The organism is Vibrio sp. SCSIO 43009 (genome assembly GCF_023716525.1).
Taxonomy (GTDB): Bacteria; Pseudomonadota; Gammaproteobacteria; order Enterobacterales; family Vibrionaceae; genus Vibrio; species Vibrio alginolyticus.
Genome location: NZ_CP071843.1, coordinates 1,338,275 through 1,353,970, shown reverse-complemented (window position 1 = coordinate 1,353,970; position 15,696 = coordinate 1,338,275). Strand labels below are relative to the sequence as shown.

14 protein-coding genes are annotated in these 15,696 nt (G+C 45.2%); 6 read left to right on the top strand and 8 right to left on the bottom strand.

What is annotated here, in order from left to right:
- Window positions 1–160: 160 nt before the first annotated feature.
- From J4N43_RS21485 to moeA, 5 genes are all read right to left on the bottom strand, one after another.
- The gene (locus J4N43_RS21485) at window positions 161–991 is read right to left on the bottom strand and encodes a sulfurtransferase (RefSeq protein WP_053349253.1); all 831 of its coding nucleotides are present in this window, start codon (window positions 989–991) and stop codon (window positions 161–163) included.
- Window positions 992–1,131: 140 nt separating this feature from the next.
- On the bottom strand, window positions 1,132–1,632 hold the full coding sequence (locus tag J4N43_RS21480) for a hypothetical protein (RefSeq protein WP_053349252.1): 501 nt from the start codon (window positions 1,630–1,632) through the stop codon (window positions 1,132–1,134).
- A gap of 12 nt (window positions 1,633–1,644) precedes the next feature.
- Entirely contained in the window at window positions 1,645–3,750 is a 2,106-nt protein-coding gene (locus J4N43_RS21475; protein ID WP_053349251.1) for an LruC domain-containing protein, read from the bottom strand.
- Window positions 3,751–3,926: 176 nt separating this feature from the next.
- Window positions 3,927–4,676: a molybdopterin-synthase adenylyltransferase MoeB gene (gene moeB / locus J4N43_RS21470; protein ID WP_053349250.1), complete on the bottom strand. Its 750-nt coding sequence runs from the start codon at window positions 4,674–4,676 to the stop codon at window positions 3,927–3,929.
- 9 nt (window positions 4,677–4,685) lie between these two features.
- A complete protein-coding gene (gene moeA, locus J4N43_RS21465) occupies window positions 4,686–5,921 on the bottom strand; it encodes a molybdopterin molybdotransferase MoeA (RefSeq protein ID WP_017635208.1) in 1,236 nt (411 codons plus the stop codon).
- 287 nt (window positions 5,922–6,208) lie between these two features.
- Between moeA and folE the strand changes: the two genes are divergently transcribed.
- Window positions 6,209–6,862: a GTP cyclohydrolase I FolE gene (gene folE, locus J4N43_RS21460; RefSeq protein WP_005373478.1), complete on the top strand. Its 654-nt coding sequence runs from the start codon at window positions 6,209–6,211 to the stop codon at window positions 6,860–6,862.
- Between the two features lie 45 nt (window positions 6,863–6,907).
- Here folE and J4N43_RS21455 read toward each other — a convergent pair whose 3' ends face one another.
- On the bottom strand, window positions 6,908–7,873 hold the full coding sequence (locus J4N43_RS21455; RefSeq protein ID WP_086047496.1) for a TDT family transporter: 966 nt from the start codon (window positions 7,871–7,873) through the stop codon (window positions 6,908–6,910).
- A 243-nt stretch (window positions 7,874–8,116) separates the two neighbouring features.
- On the bottom strand, window positions 8,117–9,520 hold the full coding sequence (gene clcA, locus J4N43_RS21450; protein WP_053349249.1) for a H(+)/Cl(-) exchange transporter ClcA: 1,404 nt from the start codon (window positions 9,518–9,520) through the stop codon (window positions 8,117–8,119).
- Between the two features lie 458 nt (window positions 9,521–9,978).
- On the opposite strand from clcA, the gene J4N43_RS21445 reads away from it, so the two are divergent.
- Window positions 9,979–10,593 carry a hypothetical protein gene (locus J4N43_RS21445; protein WP_080996808.1) on the top strand — a complete coding sequence of 205 codons (615 nt, stop codon included), beginning with the start codon at window positions 9,979–9,981 and terminating at the stop codon, window positions 10,591–10,593.
- Here the strand turns inward: J4N43_RS21445 and J4N43_RS21440 are convergent.
- On the bottom strand, window positions 10,574–10,987 hold the full coding sequence (locus J4N43_RS21440; protein WP_053349247.1) for a helix-turn-helix domain-containing protein: 414 nt from the start codon (window positions 10,985–10,987) through the stop codon (window positions 10,574–10,576). The two genes, J4N43_RS21445 and J4N43_RS21440, sit on opposite strands and share 20 nt — an antisense overlap.
- 95 nt (window positions 10,988–11,082) lie before the next feature.
- On the opposite strand from J4N43_RS21440, the gene J4N43_RS21435 reads away from it, so the two are divergent.
- From J4N43_RS21435 to J4N43_RS21420, 4 genes are all read left to right on the top strand, one after another.
- Window positions 11,083–11,991 (top strand): aldo/keto reductase, encoded by a 909-nt coding sequence (locus J4N43_RS21435; protein ID WP_005387688.1) that lies wholly within the window; start codon window positions 11,083–11,085, stop codon window positions 11,989–11,991.
- A gap of 367 nt (window positions 11,992–12,358) precedes the next feature.
- Window positions 12,359–13,363, top strand: a complete 1,005-nt coding sequence (locus J4N43_RS21430) for a response regulator (protein ID WP_005373466.1) — start codon at window positions 12,359–12,361, stop codon at window positions 13,361–13,363.
- Window positions 13,363–13,800, top strand: a complete 438-nt coding sequence (locus J4N43_RS21425; protein WP_005373463.1) for a PAS domain-containing protein — start codon at window positions 13,363–13,365, stop codon at window positions 13,798–13,800. The genes J4N43_RS21430 and J4N43_RS21425 overlap by 1 nt, the downstream gene beginning before the upstream one ends.
- An 86-nt stretch (window positions 13,801–13,886) precedes the next feature.
- Window positions 13,887–15,428 (top strand): bifunctional ADP-dependent NAD(P)H-hydrate dehydratase/NAD(P)H-hydrate epimerase, encoded by a 1,542-nt coding sequence (locus J4N43_RS21420; protein ID WP_053349246.1) that lies wholly within the window; start codon window positions 13,887–13,889, stop codon window positions 15,426–15,428.
- Window positions 15,429–15,696: the final 268 nt, after the last annotated feature.

Sequence of the window (15,696 nt, the reverse complement as noted above, 5' to 3'; positions counted from 1 at the left end):
ATAGTCGGCTTTTGATGTAGTCAGGCTATGAGGGGTGACAAATCACTCATAGCCAGTTTCTATTTCGAAATGACAAGTTTGGTTTAGAAGCTGCGTTTAGTTTATTGGAACACACCATCTTTAGATAAACGTAAGATACTTTGTTAAACAGACACTTGTCTTAACGCTCGATAGGTAGAGAGTGGTCAGCACCCCATTCGGTCCAAGAACCGTCGTACACCGACAGATTGTCTAGACCAATTTGATACGCCGCGAGTAATAAAATGCATGCGGTTACACCGGAACCGCAACTAAAAATAATCGAATTGTCACTATCTATCGTTAGTGCGCTAAATATCTGTTGCAACTCTGAGTTTGGTTTAATGTGACCGTTGGTCAAGAGTTCTTGAAACGGTAAGCAAACCGAATTTGGAATGTGCCCACTACGTAGACCTTCTCGTGGCTCAGGCACTTCACCAAGGAATCGTGCTTTGGCTCTGGCATCGATGATGTTGGCACTTTTATTGGTTGAATGAGCAAGAACATCTTGTGCACTCAAAAAGGCATTTTGGTTGAGCTTACCCGCAAAGTTACCTCTTTCGCTTGGTTGCGATAGGGTACTTTCAACAGGGAATCCGGCTTCAATCCAAGCAGGAAGACCGCCATTTAAGACTCGAACATTATCATGTCCCATAGCTTTGAACATCCACCAAGCTCTTGGCGCGGCTAAAGTGCCAGAGTTGTCGTAAACCACAATCAAATCTTCGTTGTTCAAACCGAGTTGTTGCGCACTTTGGTTGAAGCCTTCTTCTGTTGGCATCATATGCGGCAGGGAAGAACCGGGTAAGCAAAAGTCATTGTCGTAATCAAAGCGTAAAGTATTTGGAATCCACTTATCTTGAATCTTTTTGCCTTCAGAAGGGATTTGAAACGCAATACTAGCGTCGAGGAGTTTGACGTTAGGTTGGCCGAGAAGGCTATTGAGTTCATCAGTACTAATCAGTGCTTGCATTGTCTTTAGTTTGCTAGGTGGATAATCTTACTGTTTTACAACAAAAAAATCGCATGTTCAAAAGAACGATGCGATTTTTAAGCTTGAGATTGAAGATTTATGATGAAGGGGCGCTTTCGCTATGCCTTCAATCTATCTAGTTACATGGTCCAAGTGTTGTCTCCTGAAGTAATCACTTTCTGAATTGGGTCACTGCCGTCATAGAACCAAATTTCAACAAGTAGGCTACCTTGGCTATCAGAAACATTAAAGTCGACGTTTGCTGTACCGTTGTTGAGTGGAACCGATGCGACTTTACTTGGGTATCTTGCATCGTAGTTACCTGAACTGTGCTCAACAAACTCTTTGTACACGCTTAGGTGTGCTCGTTGTGAAGAAAAACCACTGATGTCTACATTGAGCGTACCTTCCGTCACTGGGTTGTAGCTAAAGCCATCTGGTACTACTAGATCCTGCATGGTTGCATCTTCCACTGTTACCGTTGTCTCTTCTTCAGTAGTTTCTTCCTGCTGGGTAGTATCTTCCTCTGGCACCGTGGTTTGGGTTGGTGGAGGTGGTGTACTGTTACCACCTCCGCCGCCACCGCCTCCGCCACAAGCCGTTAGTGCTAATCCCATGATGATTGTGATAAGTGCTTTCATAATGTTATCTCCCTATGGAATGTAGCATTTGTTAGGTGTTGGAGCGGTGTGCCAATCTGTGCTTAGTTCGCCACCAGACTCAGCCCAAGTTTGGAATTGAGGGTATGCATCGACCATGTCTACACGCTCTAGCGGCCAATCCCAATCTTCTACTATCAACAGTGCCCAAGGTAAGTTGTTTGCTGTTTTGAAGTACACACCTTGTGCTGGGTCACTTGCATCGACGCCGACACCGAAGAGGTTTTGGTCATCAAACTGTTCTGTTGGTGCTTGGTCTGCTAAGTGAACTTCCCATTTACGACCTGGTTGGAAGGTAATACCATCGCCATGGTAAGTGTCCGGTGTTGCAAAGATGAACGGGTCGTATGGCATGGCTTGAATGGCTGAACGGTCAGATCCTTCAGTGAAGTACACATTCAAGGTAAAGGTGAGTGAAACGTTATCATCACAGCCAGACTCTGTGCGGAAGTAGCTACAGCTGCTCGCCGCGTGTGTGCTTAAGTCTTCACTGATGATGAAAATTGCTTCATCAGAAATACTTTCCAAGCCATTAGATGCTTGCTCTACACCATTGAAGGATAGCGTCGTTAATCCATTTTCAATCGAGCTTCTCAATACACCCGGTAGTCGGATTGCGAAGCCATTTTTGTAGCTTGCGCCGTAAGCCGCTAGGTCACCTGTAATCTGAATATTCTCAACATGACCAGCAAGACTGGTTTCAGTGATGCGGAATTTCACGACCACATCGTTCATGTCGTAGTCTGCGGTGTATGGCCAATTATCTTCATAAGCCACGGTGGCGTAATCTTCTGCACTCGGGAAATACTCCACTGAGTAACCATTACCAGTGATGGTAATTGGGTAATCTTCCACCTCACCAGACGTCGAACCACCATCGTAGTTTAATCCGGTTTGTTGGCTAAAGCGGAATCGGCTCCAGCTAGACCCTTCCGTTGCAGCGGTTGAAACTACAAACGGTAGGGGATTATTACCCGCAGACAGTAATTGGTCGGTAAAGACTTGCTCACCTTCATCATCAAAGTCACCATCGCGGTTCCAGTCAAACCATGCTGATAGGTAGCCAGAAGTAGAAGCTGTCACATTCACAATTGAGCTTAAGCCTGGATCAAGTGCGGATACAAAACCAACACCATCTTCATCGGCTGTGCCCACAGAGTTATCGTTTGCCTGTCCGTCGGCATCACCATCTGGAGCGACGGAACCAAGCCAAGTTACACCGTCCACTTCGTGACGAGGACCGTTTGACGCAAGTGTTGTGTGGTAGCTGTCTGGAGCATCACCGAAATCAATTGGCTCGTCTTCGTTAATCACCGGAGCATTTGCACAACGTGCACCGTCATTTTGGCTTGAGCTTGGACCGTTGGATACAAACTCAACCGCAGGAACGATACCTGCTGCGATATTGGCTGCGTTACCTTCCGAAAGGTCAACGCGATAGATTTTGCCATCTTGGTTACGTGACACGTAGTAGTTGCCGTTTACATCGAAGTAGCCAGCACCAAATGTGCCTTTCTCACCTGTGTCACCTATCGCAGTTGCGCTACCGTTTGATGGGTTGAACTGATATAGCACACCAGAGTTGTTGTCGATGCCGTAAAGGGAGCCATCACCTGGATGGAATGCAAAGTCGGTTAGGTTCACTGTCGCTGTTGAGCTAATTTTCACGATGCTCAATGTCGCATTTGGATCAGAATCGAGCGGAGAAAGGTCAATGGAGAAAAGTCCTTTGCCTTTGCGGTACAAGTAGTAGACGTGGTTGTAAACGTCGCCAACGTAAAACGTGTGGTCGGTAGGAAGGCCCGAAACATTAAGTGTCTCTGCTTGGAAGTCTTTACCAAGACGAACAATCTTTTTGTTTGTGGTGTCGTAGCCGTAGATATAACGGTCAGTGAAGTTAAAGCCTACACCGTTGATGCCCGAAGCCAAACCTGTGTCGTCCTCTAAAAGAGTCGTAGAGCCTGTAACCAAATTGACGCCATAGATTTGAACCGGGGTTGATTGGAATAGGTATGCTTGGCTTGGGCACGTATCAAATGGCGCCGCTTGTGCATAAGCGCTCACTATTAGAGACCCAAGTAGTAGTGATGTCCTTTTCATAATTCGCCCTCTCATTGGTTCGTGATATATGCAATGAAAGGAATGTGCCAACTTTTAAATTGTTGAATTTTATGAAGTTAAAATTTGTAAGAAGAAGGGTTTTAAATCTGATTGTCAAAATGAGAAAAAAGCCCAACATCGAGTTGGGCTTTTTGGGAATGATTAGAGGTTTAGAACTAACTACAAACCGGACAGGTTGGCATTTTCATCAGATTCATTTCTCGCCAAGACATGCTGAGCGCGTCCAAAATCAGAATTTTGCCTTTCTTTGGTTGGCCGTAATCAGCAATCACTTTAATCGTCTCCATCGCTTGTACTGCGCCAACAATACCCACAACAGGAGCCATGACTCCGGCTTCGACACAACTTAACGCACCGCTGCCGAAGAGGGCACTTAAGCACTGGTAACATGGTTGAGTTGGGTCGTCGTAAGTAAACACACTCACTTGGCCTTCCATACGAATAGCCGCGCCTGAAATTAGCGGTGTTTTAGTCGCAAAACATAGGCGGTTAAGTTGATTGCGCGTATCGACGTTATCTGATGCATCGACAACAATAGTGTGTTGCTTAATCAGGCTCTCTAACGCGGTATCATCAAGACGTTTTGCGATGGTATCTACGACAATGTGCGGATTAAGTTCACGTAGTGCATTGGCCGCCGAGTCTACCTTCTTACGACCAATATCCGCATCGTGGTGCAGCACTTGGCGCTGAAGGTTAGACAACTCGACGATATCATCATCAATCAGCGTGATTTTACCGACACCAGCAGTCGCCAAATATTGGCTTGATGCGCAGCCTAAACCGCCAGCACCAAGCATCAATACCGATGCTTGTTTGAGTGCTTCTTGTCCTTCAAAGTCAAACTGACGAAGAATGATTTGGCGGTTGTAACGCAACATTTCCTGATCGGAAAGAATATCCACAACGTCTTCCTAGTAAAGGGTTGAGTTGAATAGTTGAATCTGAACCGTTTCGCCCACTTCAACTCGGCCGCGTTCACGTTCCAATACAACAAAACAGTTCGCTAGGCTCATTGAGCGGAATGCACCAGAGCTTTGGTTACCGGTTGTTTCAACGACAAACTTGCCATCTTCCAATGTATAGATACCACGTTGGTAATCGGTACGACCTGGCGCTTTCTTAAAGGCGGTTTTGGTTGTTGCTGGAATAGATTCGGGTGCTTTCCATTCTGTATGGCCTGCAAGTTTTGCCAGCATTGGTTGAACAAGCACGTACATAGTAAGAACTGCAGAAACAGGGTTACCCGGCAGCCCACAGAACCAAGCTGTACTTAGCTTACCAAATGCGAAAGGTTTACCCGGCTTGATTGCTAACTTCCAGAAACCGATTTCACCAAGCTCTTCAAGAATGTCTTTGGTGTAATCCGCTTCGCCCACACTAACACCGCCTGAGGTCACAACCACATCTGCCAATGTTTGTGCTTGTTCAAAGGTTGCTTTCAGAGTCTCTGGGCAATCTGGAATGATACCAAGATCAACGGCTTCACAACCGAAGTTCTCGATAAGTGGTTTAATACCGTAACGGTTGCTGTCGTAGATCTGACCTTCGTCTAGCGGTTCGCCCAGTGGTTTAAGTTCATCACCAGTAGAGAAGAAAGCAACTTTTGGCTTACGTACTACTGTCACATGGCTAACACCAAGCGACGCAATCATCGGAATATCGCGAGGTGTCAAACGTGCACCTTTTGCCAGTACGATGTCGCCTTGTTTGATGTCGTCACCTGTTGGGCGGATGTTGTTTTGTGGCTTCACGTCGGTTTGGTTGAACTGAATGCCAGCATCTGTTACTTCAGTGTTTTCTTGCATGATAACGGCATCACAACCCTGTGGGATTTTTGCGCCAGTCATGATGCGAACACAGGTACCTTGAGGCCATTCACCTTCAAAAGGTTGTCCTGCAAATGATTTACCTGCCAGAGGCAATACAGAAGATGACTCAAGATCTTGAATGCGAATAGCGTAGCCATCCATTGCTGAGTTGTCGAATGGCGGTACGTGGATAGGAGACAAGATATCTTCTGCCAGTACAAAACCGAGTGCTTCAGCAAGTGGAAGAGAAAGCGTTGTTTGGATAGGTTTGATTCGCGATAGCATTTTGTCCATCGCTTCTTCAATTGGCATCAAGCCAGGTGCGTCGCAGCAGCCCATTGAGAAAATCCTGTGTTCTTTTGTTTTGTGGCAACTTTACCATAAAAGGGGACTGAGTAAGAATGTCCACCTATAAAATATGGGTGTAATTATTCAAAAATCCGAGTATCCTTGTCAGCCATCCAAAAGGGGTAAAAAACCTGCGGAGCTCAAGAAAATCAGCTCAGTACCTTCATCTGATGTGACTTGGTGTAAAGACACGAACTGAGCAACTCAAAGCGAAAAGTATGAATGCAATTTTGATTGGGTTTGTACGAAGGCTGAAGTAAAACAAAAGAGGAAGTGGAATGTCAGGTCTTAGCGAGTCAGCGAAGTTAGTAAAAGAAGCGCTAGAGCAACGCGGTTTGGAAACGCCAATGCGTCCAAACAACGTAAGTCGTGAAGAGAAGAAAGAGAAGATCGAACACCACATGCGTGAGATCTTAGGTCTACTTCAACTTGACCTCACTGACGATAGCCTAGAAGAAACCCCTCACCGCATTGCTAAGATGTACGTTGACGAAATCTTCTCTGGTCTGGATTACTCCAACTTTCCTAAAATCACGGTGATTGAGAACAAGATGAACGTGAGCGAGATGGTTCGCGTGAAGGACATCACCGTGACCAGTACTTGTGAACACCACCTTGTGACCATCGATGGCAAGGCTGCTGTGGCTTACATTCCACGTGGCAAGATCATTGGCCTGTCAAAGATCAACCGTATCGTTCGCTTCTTTGCCCAGCGTCCACAAGTTCAAGAGCGTATGACTCAGCAAATTCTTGTTGCACTTCAAACGCTGCTTGAGTCCGATGATGTGGCAGTGACGATTGACGCAACACACTACTGCGTGAAATCTCGCGGTGTGATGGATGCAACTAGCGAAACGACAACAACTGCATTGGGTGGCATCTTCAAGAGCAACCCAGCAACGCGTGCCGAATTTCTGCACGGTTTACGCTAGGTAACTAAGCAAGTTTCTAAGAGGATGGCAAACGCCATCCTTTTTTTATACTTGTTTAGAAAATGACTTCATGATTTCTGGCCAATACATTTTGACGTAACCTGCCGATACCCAAACAACCAATACAGTCGCGATACTGAGCTCTAGAAAACCAAAGTCGTGTAGCCAGTGCCAGTGAGGGTGCGATTCGGCGAAAAAAGAGGTCAAGCGATGCATTGCGATGGCGCTGATCACGGAAGGAAAGGTTACTGCCGCGATAGAAGGTTGAAACTTCAAGCGAAGTAAGCGGAAGTAACATAAGTAGATCAATAACGTCATAGTGATGGCGATCCCGGCCAATGCGCCTGTCAGTATCGGATCAGGCAAGGGAAAGTTCACCAAGTATGCTGCTAATGACAAGTTTACCGGCGCGGCCATAATCGCGAGGGTCGGTCTTGCTCGCCTTGGTAGAGAGCCGAAAAACACCAAACGATACAACACGAGTGGCAGCATGAAGAAATAAATGCCGATGCACATCATCGCTAGCGTTTCGGAGAATAAGTTGTGACCTAGTTGAGAACCGGCTAGTGAACTACTGATCAGCCCCACCGGATAAAGAAACCAACTCGGTACGATATTGGACATTTTGAAGTTCATTAGCTGAAAGCTAAAAAACAGCACCATCATAGTAAAATGCAGCAAAAGCGCCATAAACCAAAGTGGATAAGCGATGATAGGCGCTACAGCGGCAAGATAATCTGCAAGGATCAGTAACGCCATACTCATTGGTGCCATTAAACTACCACTCAGCGGGTGACGAATGTCGACCATGAATAATCGTGGATTCGCGGCATATTTTATGAGTACAGGGGCGAGTAAAAGTGCGCCGAGTGACGCCAAAAATGGGCGTATCGGTTCACCAATCTCAGGAACATAGAGTGCCCAAGCTTGCCCTAAACCTATCATACCTAGTGCCAACGCGGCTTGAGACGGCGGGACACTATAAAACTGCACAAGTCTTCTCCAGTTCAAATCTACTCCATTTGATTTTTGCCTGAATGAAACGAAACATGACGATTTGGATGAAATGCTCTATTTAAGTAGCGAATACTAACAAGTATGGAGAGGGGTTTCTCATGAAAGGTGGTGAGCAAATATCAGAGAATGATAATTTTGTGAGTTTGGTATCGAATATTTGGGAAAAGATGTAAAAATGCAGAGTTTATCGCTCCAAACCCTTCGATAGTCTGGAGCGAAGTGATAACAAAGAGAATGTTATGTTGATTGATTCTCCGGTAGATCCTGCTGGCGTAACTTTTCGTTTTTGATTGTACGATGCAGCAGCTGGCTGTAAATAGGTTGTCCACCCAACAATTGAGCAATAATCACAGCGCCCAAACAAGTAATGATCAATGGCAGGATTAAGTAGTAGTTATTGGTCATTTCAATCACTAACAGAATACCAGTAATCGGTGCACGTACCGTTGCAGCAAACAGGGCACCCATGCCCGCAATCGCAAATACACCAGGCTCGATATCAAGCGCAGGGAGCAAGACATCAGCACTTGCTCCGAACGCATAGCCAAATAAGGTTCCCAGAGCAAGCATAGGTGCAAAGATGCCTCCCGGCGCACCAGAACCAAAACAGAGCAGGGTTGTAATTACGCGACCAAAGAAAAGCAAAACTAAAATAGATACCGAGTAGTTACCGTTAGTAATGTCAGGAATAAGGCCGATACCACCACCAGTTAGTTGAGGTACGTACAAAAGAAGCAAACCAAACACGCCTCCCAGTAGCGAACCCACAATCAAGTAGCGCTTACGATCGTTTTTGTGAATTGCGACAAAACTGTCTTGTGCCACGGTAATCAGTTTATTGAAGATCACGCCAAACACGCCAAACAATGCGCCAAGCAATAAAAACAGCCATAGGGTTTGAAGCTCTGGCGACTGGTATTGCGGCATAGTGATAACGGCGTCTTGCCCGTTGATGGCGCGAAACACTATGTTCGCCATAATGGCAGAAATGATCACTGCGCGAATTGAGATCAAAGAGTAGCGAAACTGAGGTCGCATTTCCTCCACAACGAACATAATGCCTGCGAGTGGGGCATTAAAAGCCGCAGCCAAACCGCCAGCAGCACCAGAAGCGAGCAGGGAGTGGCGGGTATCGTCATCCTTTACGCGGAATATATCGGTCACCATTCGACCAACAGCGCCCCCCATTTGAACGGTTGGGCCTTCACGACCCAGCACCATACCTGAGCCAAGTGCGCCCATGCCGCCGAAGAATTTTACTGGTAGAACTCGCCACCAGCGCACTGGACGAATATTATCCATTGCCCCTTCGATTTCAGGAATACCAGAACCTGCCGCTTCTGGCGCAAAGCGGTGCACAAGAAAATAGCCAATAAAAGCTAAAAATGCGCTAATGAGAACCGCTGCCAGCCACAACGGTAGAACATTACCAATTTCGCTTCTTAACCATTCTGTTCGTGTTTCAGAAACGAAATGAACGGCAAGCTCGAAATACGTACCGACAAAACCAGCCAACGTACCCACAATGGCGGCCATAATGAGAACAGAAAATGGTGTTGACCCTCGAGAGACAAACTGGTTAATCGCATCTTTCGGTACGTGCGCCAACACAGATTTCACAATTCTCTCGCGTTTGGTCATTAACAAGCTCTCCTGTTGCCTGGGGGGGAAGGGACGAAAGAAAGTATACGCTTCGCAGAGTCTAGACCTAATCAATAAAGATGCAATTTAGCTTTTCACTATTGAGTGTTCGAAGTGTCACGATATTATTCATTCACTCAGATTGTGCTATTGCTCTCATAATTTAGGATAAAAAACTTGTTTTTTGAAAAAAATGAACCATGCTTTAAATGTAAAGCAACATGACTGCTTCAGAAGGAGGGATGTGAGGTTTTACACACAATTTGGATGGATTCAAACCCTACGGTAAGTCCTCGTTTTATGTTCGGGATGCATCAATAGACATCGCCGATTCGCACACTCACGATTGAGTAACGAGGTAGAGGCGCACGCACATGTGCGCCTTCTTAATTTCTGCGTTATAACTTTCATCACCACCTGCCACTATTTTTCTCTTGAACATTTTCTTGCAGTTAGTAATGTCTTGGTTCGATGTCAACCAACTAGAGCAGTGCATGCGCTTTTATCTTCGACTCTTACTTTCTTTATGTTGTTGTTCGGTAACGTTTCCGGCACTTTCAACGCCGAGCTGGTGGCAAGACACGTTGTCAGCAATGCCATATTCCAATCTAAAAGAACGTATAGAAAAAAGTGGAAGCTGGTATGGTTGCGAAGTGCAGTTGCGAGACAACTCAACGTTTATCAGCGCATTTTGTTTGGATGATTTTTCGTACTACCAGCAGCACTTGTATGGTGAAGTGATTTTGAGAAGAGAAAGTGCTCAGTTCTCGTTTCTCACTGAATACGAGTGGCAGCGTCTGAATGACTTACTTCTCAACTTAAGAAAGGATGGGTTAGTTTTACGCAGAGTTACTATCGGACAAGAACACTATGATGTCGTTGAAGCTCTGGAAAAGAAATCTTCCGAGCTTGTCGATAAAGAAGTTATTTTGTTGATGAACCGCTATCCACAAGAAACGATTCGAAGTTTGCTTTGGGTAAAACCGGACGAGTTTCTGACGCCATCACCGTCCTTAAATGTGCACTTGCGCAGTGATGGCGAAATTATCGAGGTCAAAGTGACTCGTTTTTAGATTCTTTATGGAGAGATAGGAAGGTCGCCATTGCTGATTCATCCAAAAAACCATCCGATTTTTTGTGAGCGCGCAGGTATTGATAGCCTGCGATTAGCTTGCGGTGTAGCTCTTCTGCATCGTCTGACACCGGCTGATTCATAACGTGTTGAAAGGCAAGTTTGTACGCATCCATATCCACGACTTCAGCACGGCGATATAAATAACCACATCCCGTTGCTAACCATTCGAGAGAGCAATTGGCGCGCATTGCAATTTGATTTGCTTTGGTTAGGCTAGGTTCACTGCCTTTAAGGTATTTGCGTATTAAAGCTTCAGACACATCGACGCGTCGAGCGAACCCGCTGATGCTTTCTTCTCCGATCAGGGTGGCTAGGCGTTGGGCAAAAGACATATTTCGTACTCCAGTTCGAATTGCGAAAGTTTACCCGTTGAGCCGGTACGAAAACAAGACTACGATGAATGCAGATCAATTGAAGGAGAAAACCCATGGTTGCAAAAGTAGTAACTGCACCAAAAGGCCCAGAGTTCTCAGAGCTGGTTCAAGGATATTGGCGTGCAGTTGAGTGGGGAATGACGGCTCAAGAGCGTTTGTCATTTCTTAAGCAACACATTGAGTTAGGCATTACGACGGTCGATCACGCCGACATCTACGGCAATTACGAGTGTGAGGCGTTGTTTGGTGAAGCGTTAGCTTTAGACAAGAGTGTTCGTGAGCAAATTCAGATCGTGACGAAATGCGACATCAATTTGTGTGGCGATAAAACGCCAGAGCGTAAGATCAATCACTACGACACGAGCTCAGCACATATCTACCAATCGGTGAATAACTCGCTAGAACGTTTGAATGTGGATGAAATCGACGTACTTTTAATTCATCGTCCTGACGTGTTAATGGATGCAGACGAGGTTGCAGAAGCATTTTCTGAGCTTCATAAAGTCGGCAAAGTGAAGCACTTTGGCGTGTCTAACTTCACTCCACGCCAGTTTGAACTGCTGCAATCTCGCTTAGGTAAGCCGTTGGTTACTAACCAAGTGGAAATCAACCCACTTAACTTTGAGGTTGCACACGATGGAACGCTTGATCAAATGCAAATGTTGCGCACGCGACCAATGGCTTGGTCTTGCCTCGGTGGTGGTTCAATTTTTAGTGGTGACAGTGAGCAAGCTGTTCGTGTCCGTAACGAATTAGAAGCAATTCGTGAAGAAGTGGGCGCAGCGAGTATTGACCAAGTAATTTATGCCTGGGTACGTCGTTTGCCATCTAACCCTATTCCAATCATTGGTTCTGGTAAAATCGAGCGTGTGCAAACTGCAGTCAATGCATTGAATATCGAACTTACTCGAGAGCAATGGTATCGCGTATGGGTGGCTTCTAAAGGTCATGGTGTGCCATAGAATTGATATCTTATCGATGAAATTATTATTAAAGGCATCCTCTAGCAGGGTGCCTTTTTAGTTTTAGCGCGTTACTGTTTACCCATTATGGAAATAGAAAGAATGAAATTCGTGCAAAAATGGGCTTTGGATGTTAGCTGCAACTTTTTGCTTACTTTGGGTGGAGGAGTTTTACCCATGTTTGTTTTATGTCACTAAACAGCGAATGTGATGCTTGCTTTTTAGTCATTTTGTTCACTCATTCATTCATATTGCGTATGCTTACTGAATAATAAAGAAATAAAAAACTCGTCAGTTTTCTCGTATTACATGCTGTAACAATCTGTTAGACTCCGGCGCAGATTGTGGAATATAAAAAGGTGATTGAATGTCTTTTCCCGTACTCATCTGTGATGATTCAGCGTTAGCACGCAAACAGATGGCGAGATCACTACCAGCCACATTGAATGCCGATATTACGTTTGCTATCCACGGAAAAAACGCGCTAGAAGAACTCGAAAAAAACGAGTTTAAATTGATGTTTCTTGATTTGACCATGCCAGAAATGGATGGCTTTGAAACACTAGAGCACATGCAACGGTTGGGGGATAAAACTCCGGTGGTTGTTGTGTCGGGGGATATCCAACCTAAAGCGAAAGAGCGCGTGTTCGCACTGGGTGCAAAAGCGTTTATTCAAAAACCGATCGCCAAAGATGAACTCAAGAAGGCGCTTAAAGAGTTGGTCGAGCCAGAACCTCGTCCTCAAATTATCACGCCTGTCTCTATTGAGTTACCGATTTTACGTCGTCGCGATATTTACATGGAAGTGGCTAACGTTTCAATTGGTCGAGCAGCCGATGCATTGGCGCGTCACTTTGATGTGTTTGTGCAACTACCTCTGCCGAACGTCAATATCTTTGAAGTGAGCGAACTTCACATGGCCCTACGCGACTTGGCGTCGCATGACAACGTATCGGGTGTTTGTCAGGGATTTTGTGGCGAAGGTATTGCTGGCGAAGCGCTAGTGATTTTGAGTGATTCAAGCGTATCTGATCTCAAAAAGTTGATGAAAGTACCAGCAGACAGCGAAGAGTTAGAAGAGCTTGAGTTGCTAATGGATATTTCTAATATTTTGGTGGGGTCGTTCTTAAATGGTTTAGGCGAGCAGTCTGAAGTCCGATTCTTCCAAAGTCCACCAGTACTCCTTGGTCAGCATATCTCAATTGACTCGATCATTGAATCTACAACTGGAGCATTCAGCCGCACGATGACATTCGAAGTGAGCTACAACATTGAAGGAACGTCGATTCGTTGTGACTTGTTGTTTATGTTTGTGGATGAATCCTTGCCGCTGCTTGATAACAAACTGTCTTATCTAATGGAGGAGTTCTAATGTTGAATATGCCAGCAGAGTTTGAACAATTCCATTGGATGGTGGATATGGTACAAAACGTCGACATGGGCTTAGTGGTCATTGATCGAGATTACAATGTACAGGTCTGGAATGGGTTTATGACTCATCACAGTGGTTTGCAGTCTCATGATGCGATAGGTCGTTCTATATTTGATATCTTCCCTGAAATCCCACAGGAGTGGTTTAAATTAAAAACAAAACCAGTGTATGACCTAGGCTGCCGCAGCTTCATCACATGGCGACAACGACCTTACTTATTTTGCTGTCGCAATGTTCGACCAGTCACGCAGCAAGCGGAGTTTATGTACCAGAATGTTACGTTGAACCCAATGCGCACACCGACTGGAAAAATCAACTCGTTGTTTTTGTCTATACAAGATGCGACGGCTGAAGCTCTGATGTCTCAGAATCAATAGCGATAAAAAACTTTCTCAAAAGCCAAGGTCCGCCTTGGCTTTTTTGTATACTTATAATTGTGTTTCCCAATGCGTAGAACGTGAACATGGACTTTAATCTCGCCCTAAAACTCTACACCGCAGAGCAAGTAAAAAACGGTGAAACGCTGGCTGCGCAAATGGCTGGTGTTTCTATGTATAGCTTAATGCAACGCGCTGGTATGGCCGTGTATGAGCGCTTTTTACATCTGTATCCTAAATCAAAAAATATCTTAGTGATTTGCGGTAAAGGGAATAACGGTGGCGATGGTTACGTATTTGCATCTCTTGCGAAACAAGCTCAACTCAATGTACATGTTTTCCAAATTGGTGATGTATCTGCGCTAAAAGGTGATGCTTTGCGCGCATACCAAGATTGGCAGTCAATCGACGGTGTTAACAATGATTGGGATGAATGGAATACCGCATTGTTAGAGGCAGATGTGATCATTGATGCCATGTTAGGTACTGGTTTAAGCGGTGAGGTTCGTTCGGAGTATCGTCGCTATATTGACCAAATTAATCAAATTCATAGCCCTGTGATTGCAGTCGACGTTCCTTCTGGTCTGTGTGCTAATACAGGTGCAGTTTTAGGTGATGCTATTCGTGCCGAGCATACAGTAACCTTCATTGGGGTTAAGCAAGGCTTATGCACTGGGCAAGCGAGAGATCGCGTTGGCGAGCTCTACTTTTGTGGTTTAGGCGTCAATACTAAGTTTGATACTATCGAAGTAGAAAGTGCATTAGGTATTGATCATCAGGTTGTTTCAAGATTAATGCCCAAGCCAAATCCAACGGTCCATAAAGGTGACAACGGGAAGTTGCTTTGTGTTGGTGGCAACCAAGGGATGTCTGGGGCGATTCGTTTATGTTCCTCCGCAGCGATTAGAACCGGAGCGGGTTTAACTGCCGCAATTACTCACACGAGTAGCCTTATTCCACTGCAGGTTGGTTGCCCAGAAGTAATGAGCCAGAGCATCACCACTGACTTGCTCAGGGATACTGAGAGCGACTTAACTAAACGCATACGCTGGGCTGACGTATTAGTGTTTGGTCCTGGCTTTGGAGATGATGAGTGGGCTTATCAAGCCTATCAATATCTGGCTCAAGAGCAGAAACCTAAAGTTGTTGATGCTGATGGCCTCAATATTCTAGCGATGCTGAGCCAGCGATGCGATGGCACTCTAGTGTGCGACAACCATCGAGTGATCACGCCGCATCCTGGAGAGGCAGCTCGACTACTAAATGTAACCATTCAACAAATAGAAAGTGACCGATACTCTGCTGCAAGACAACTGCAAGAGCGTTATGGCGGTGTAGTGGTTTTAAAAGGCGCGGGGACGCTTATTTACGATGGAACGAGAATGTACGTCTGTCTAGCGGGTAACGCCGGAATGGCGACGGGGGGAATGGGAGATGTGTTATCTGGAGTCATTGGTGCATTACTAGCCAAAGGTTTACCAATTTCTGTTGCCGCACGTTTAGGTGTGGTACTTCACAGTCATGCTGCTGATATAAACGTGAGTCAGAATGGTCAAATTGGTCTTTTGGCAAGTGATGTCGTTAGCACTCTTCGTACCGCTATCACCCAAGAGCTCTATCGAAATTAATTAGATTTCATGCATTGCTGAGAAAATTGGTCGATTTTTTTGAGTACTTTTTACGAATTAGCAGGGCATCTTAGTATTAGGTGATTGAGTTTTAGGCAGATTTGAGAGGTGATGCGTTTTAATTTTTAAGATATGACGCAAAGGTTTGCGCAAGAGGTTAACTTAAACGTTTTCTTAAGTTGTTGATAATTATAAATAATGAGAAAAAATAACGACTTGAGGAGTGTTTTTGATATGCGATTATCAAGATGGTATCACAAAAAAAATT

Bases quoted from the DNA above. Each gene is read 5' to 3' on its own strand.
- J4N43_RS21425 (WP_005373463.1), top strand. From the start codon at position 13,363: ATGTTGAATATGCCAGCAGAGTTTGAACAATTCCATTGGATGGTGGAT.
- J4N43_RS21475 (WP_053349251.1), bottom strand. From the start codon at position 3,750: ATGAAAAGGACATCACTACTACTTGGGTCTCTAATAGTGAGCGCTTAT.
- J4N43_RS21435 (WP_005387688.1), top strand. From the start codon at position 11,083: ATGGTTGCAAAAGTAGTAACTGCACCAAAAGGCCCAGAGTTCTCAGAG.
- J4N43_RS21485 (WP_053349253.1), bottom strand. From the start codon at position 991: ATGCAAGCACTGATTAGTACTGATGAACTCAATAGCCTTCTCGGCCAA.
- J4N43_RS21480 (WP_053349252.1), bottom strand. From the start codon at position 1,632: ATGAAAGCACTTATCACAATCATCATGGGATTAGCACTAACGGCTTGT.
- moeA (WP_017635208.1), bottom strand. From the start codon at position 5,921: ATGGGCTGCTGCGACGCACCTGGCTTGATGCCAATTGAAGAAGCGATG.
- folE (WP_005373478.1), top strand. From the start codon at position 6,209: ATGTCAGGTCTTAGCGAGTCAGCGAAGTTAGTAAAAGAAGCGCTAGAG.
- J4N43_RS21420 (WP_053349246.1), top strand. From the start codon at position 13,887: ATGGACTTTAATCTCGCCCTAAAACTCTACACCGCAGAGCAAGTAAAA.
- J4N43_RS21445 (WP_080996808.1), top strand. From the start codon at position 9,979: ATGTCTTGGTTCGATGTCAACCAACTAGAGCAGTGCATGCGCTTTTAT.
- J4N43_RS21440 (WP_053349247.1), bottom strand. From the start codon at position 10,987: ATGTCTTTTGCCCAACGCCTAGCCACCCTGATCGGAGAAGAAAGCATC.
- J4N43_RS21430 (WP_005373466.1), top strand. From the start codon at position 12,359: ATGTCTTTTCCCGTACTCATCTGTGATGATTCAGCGTTAGCACGCAAA.
- clcA (WP_053349249.1), bottom strand. From the start codon at position 9,520: ATGACCAAACGCGAGAGAATTGTGAAATCTGTGTTGGCGCACGTACCG.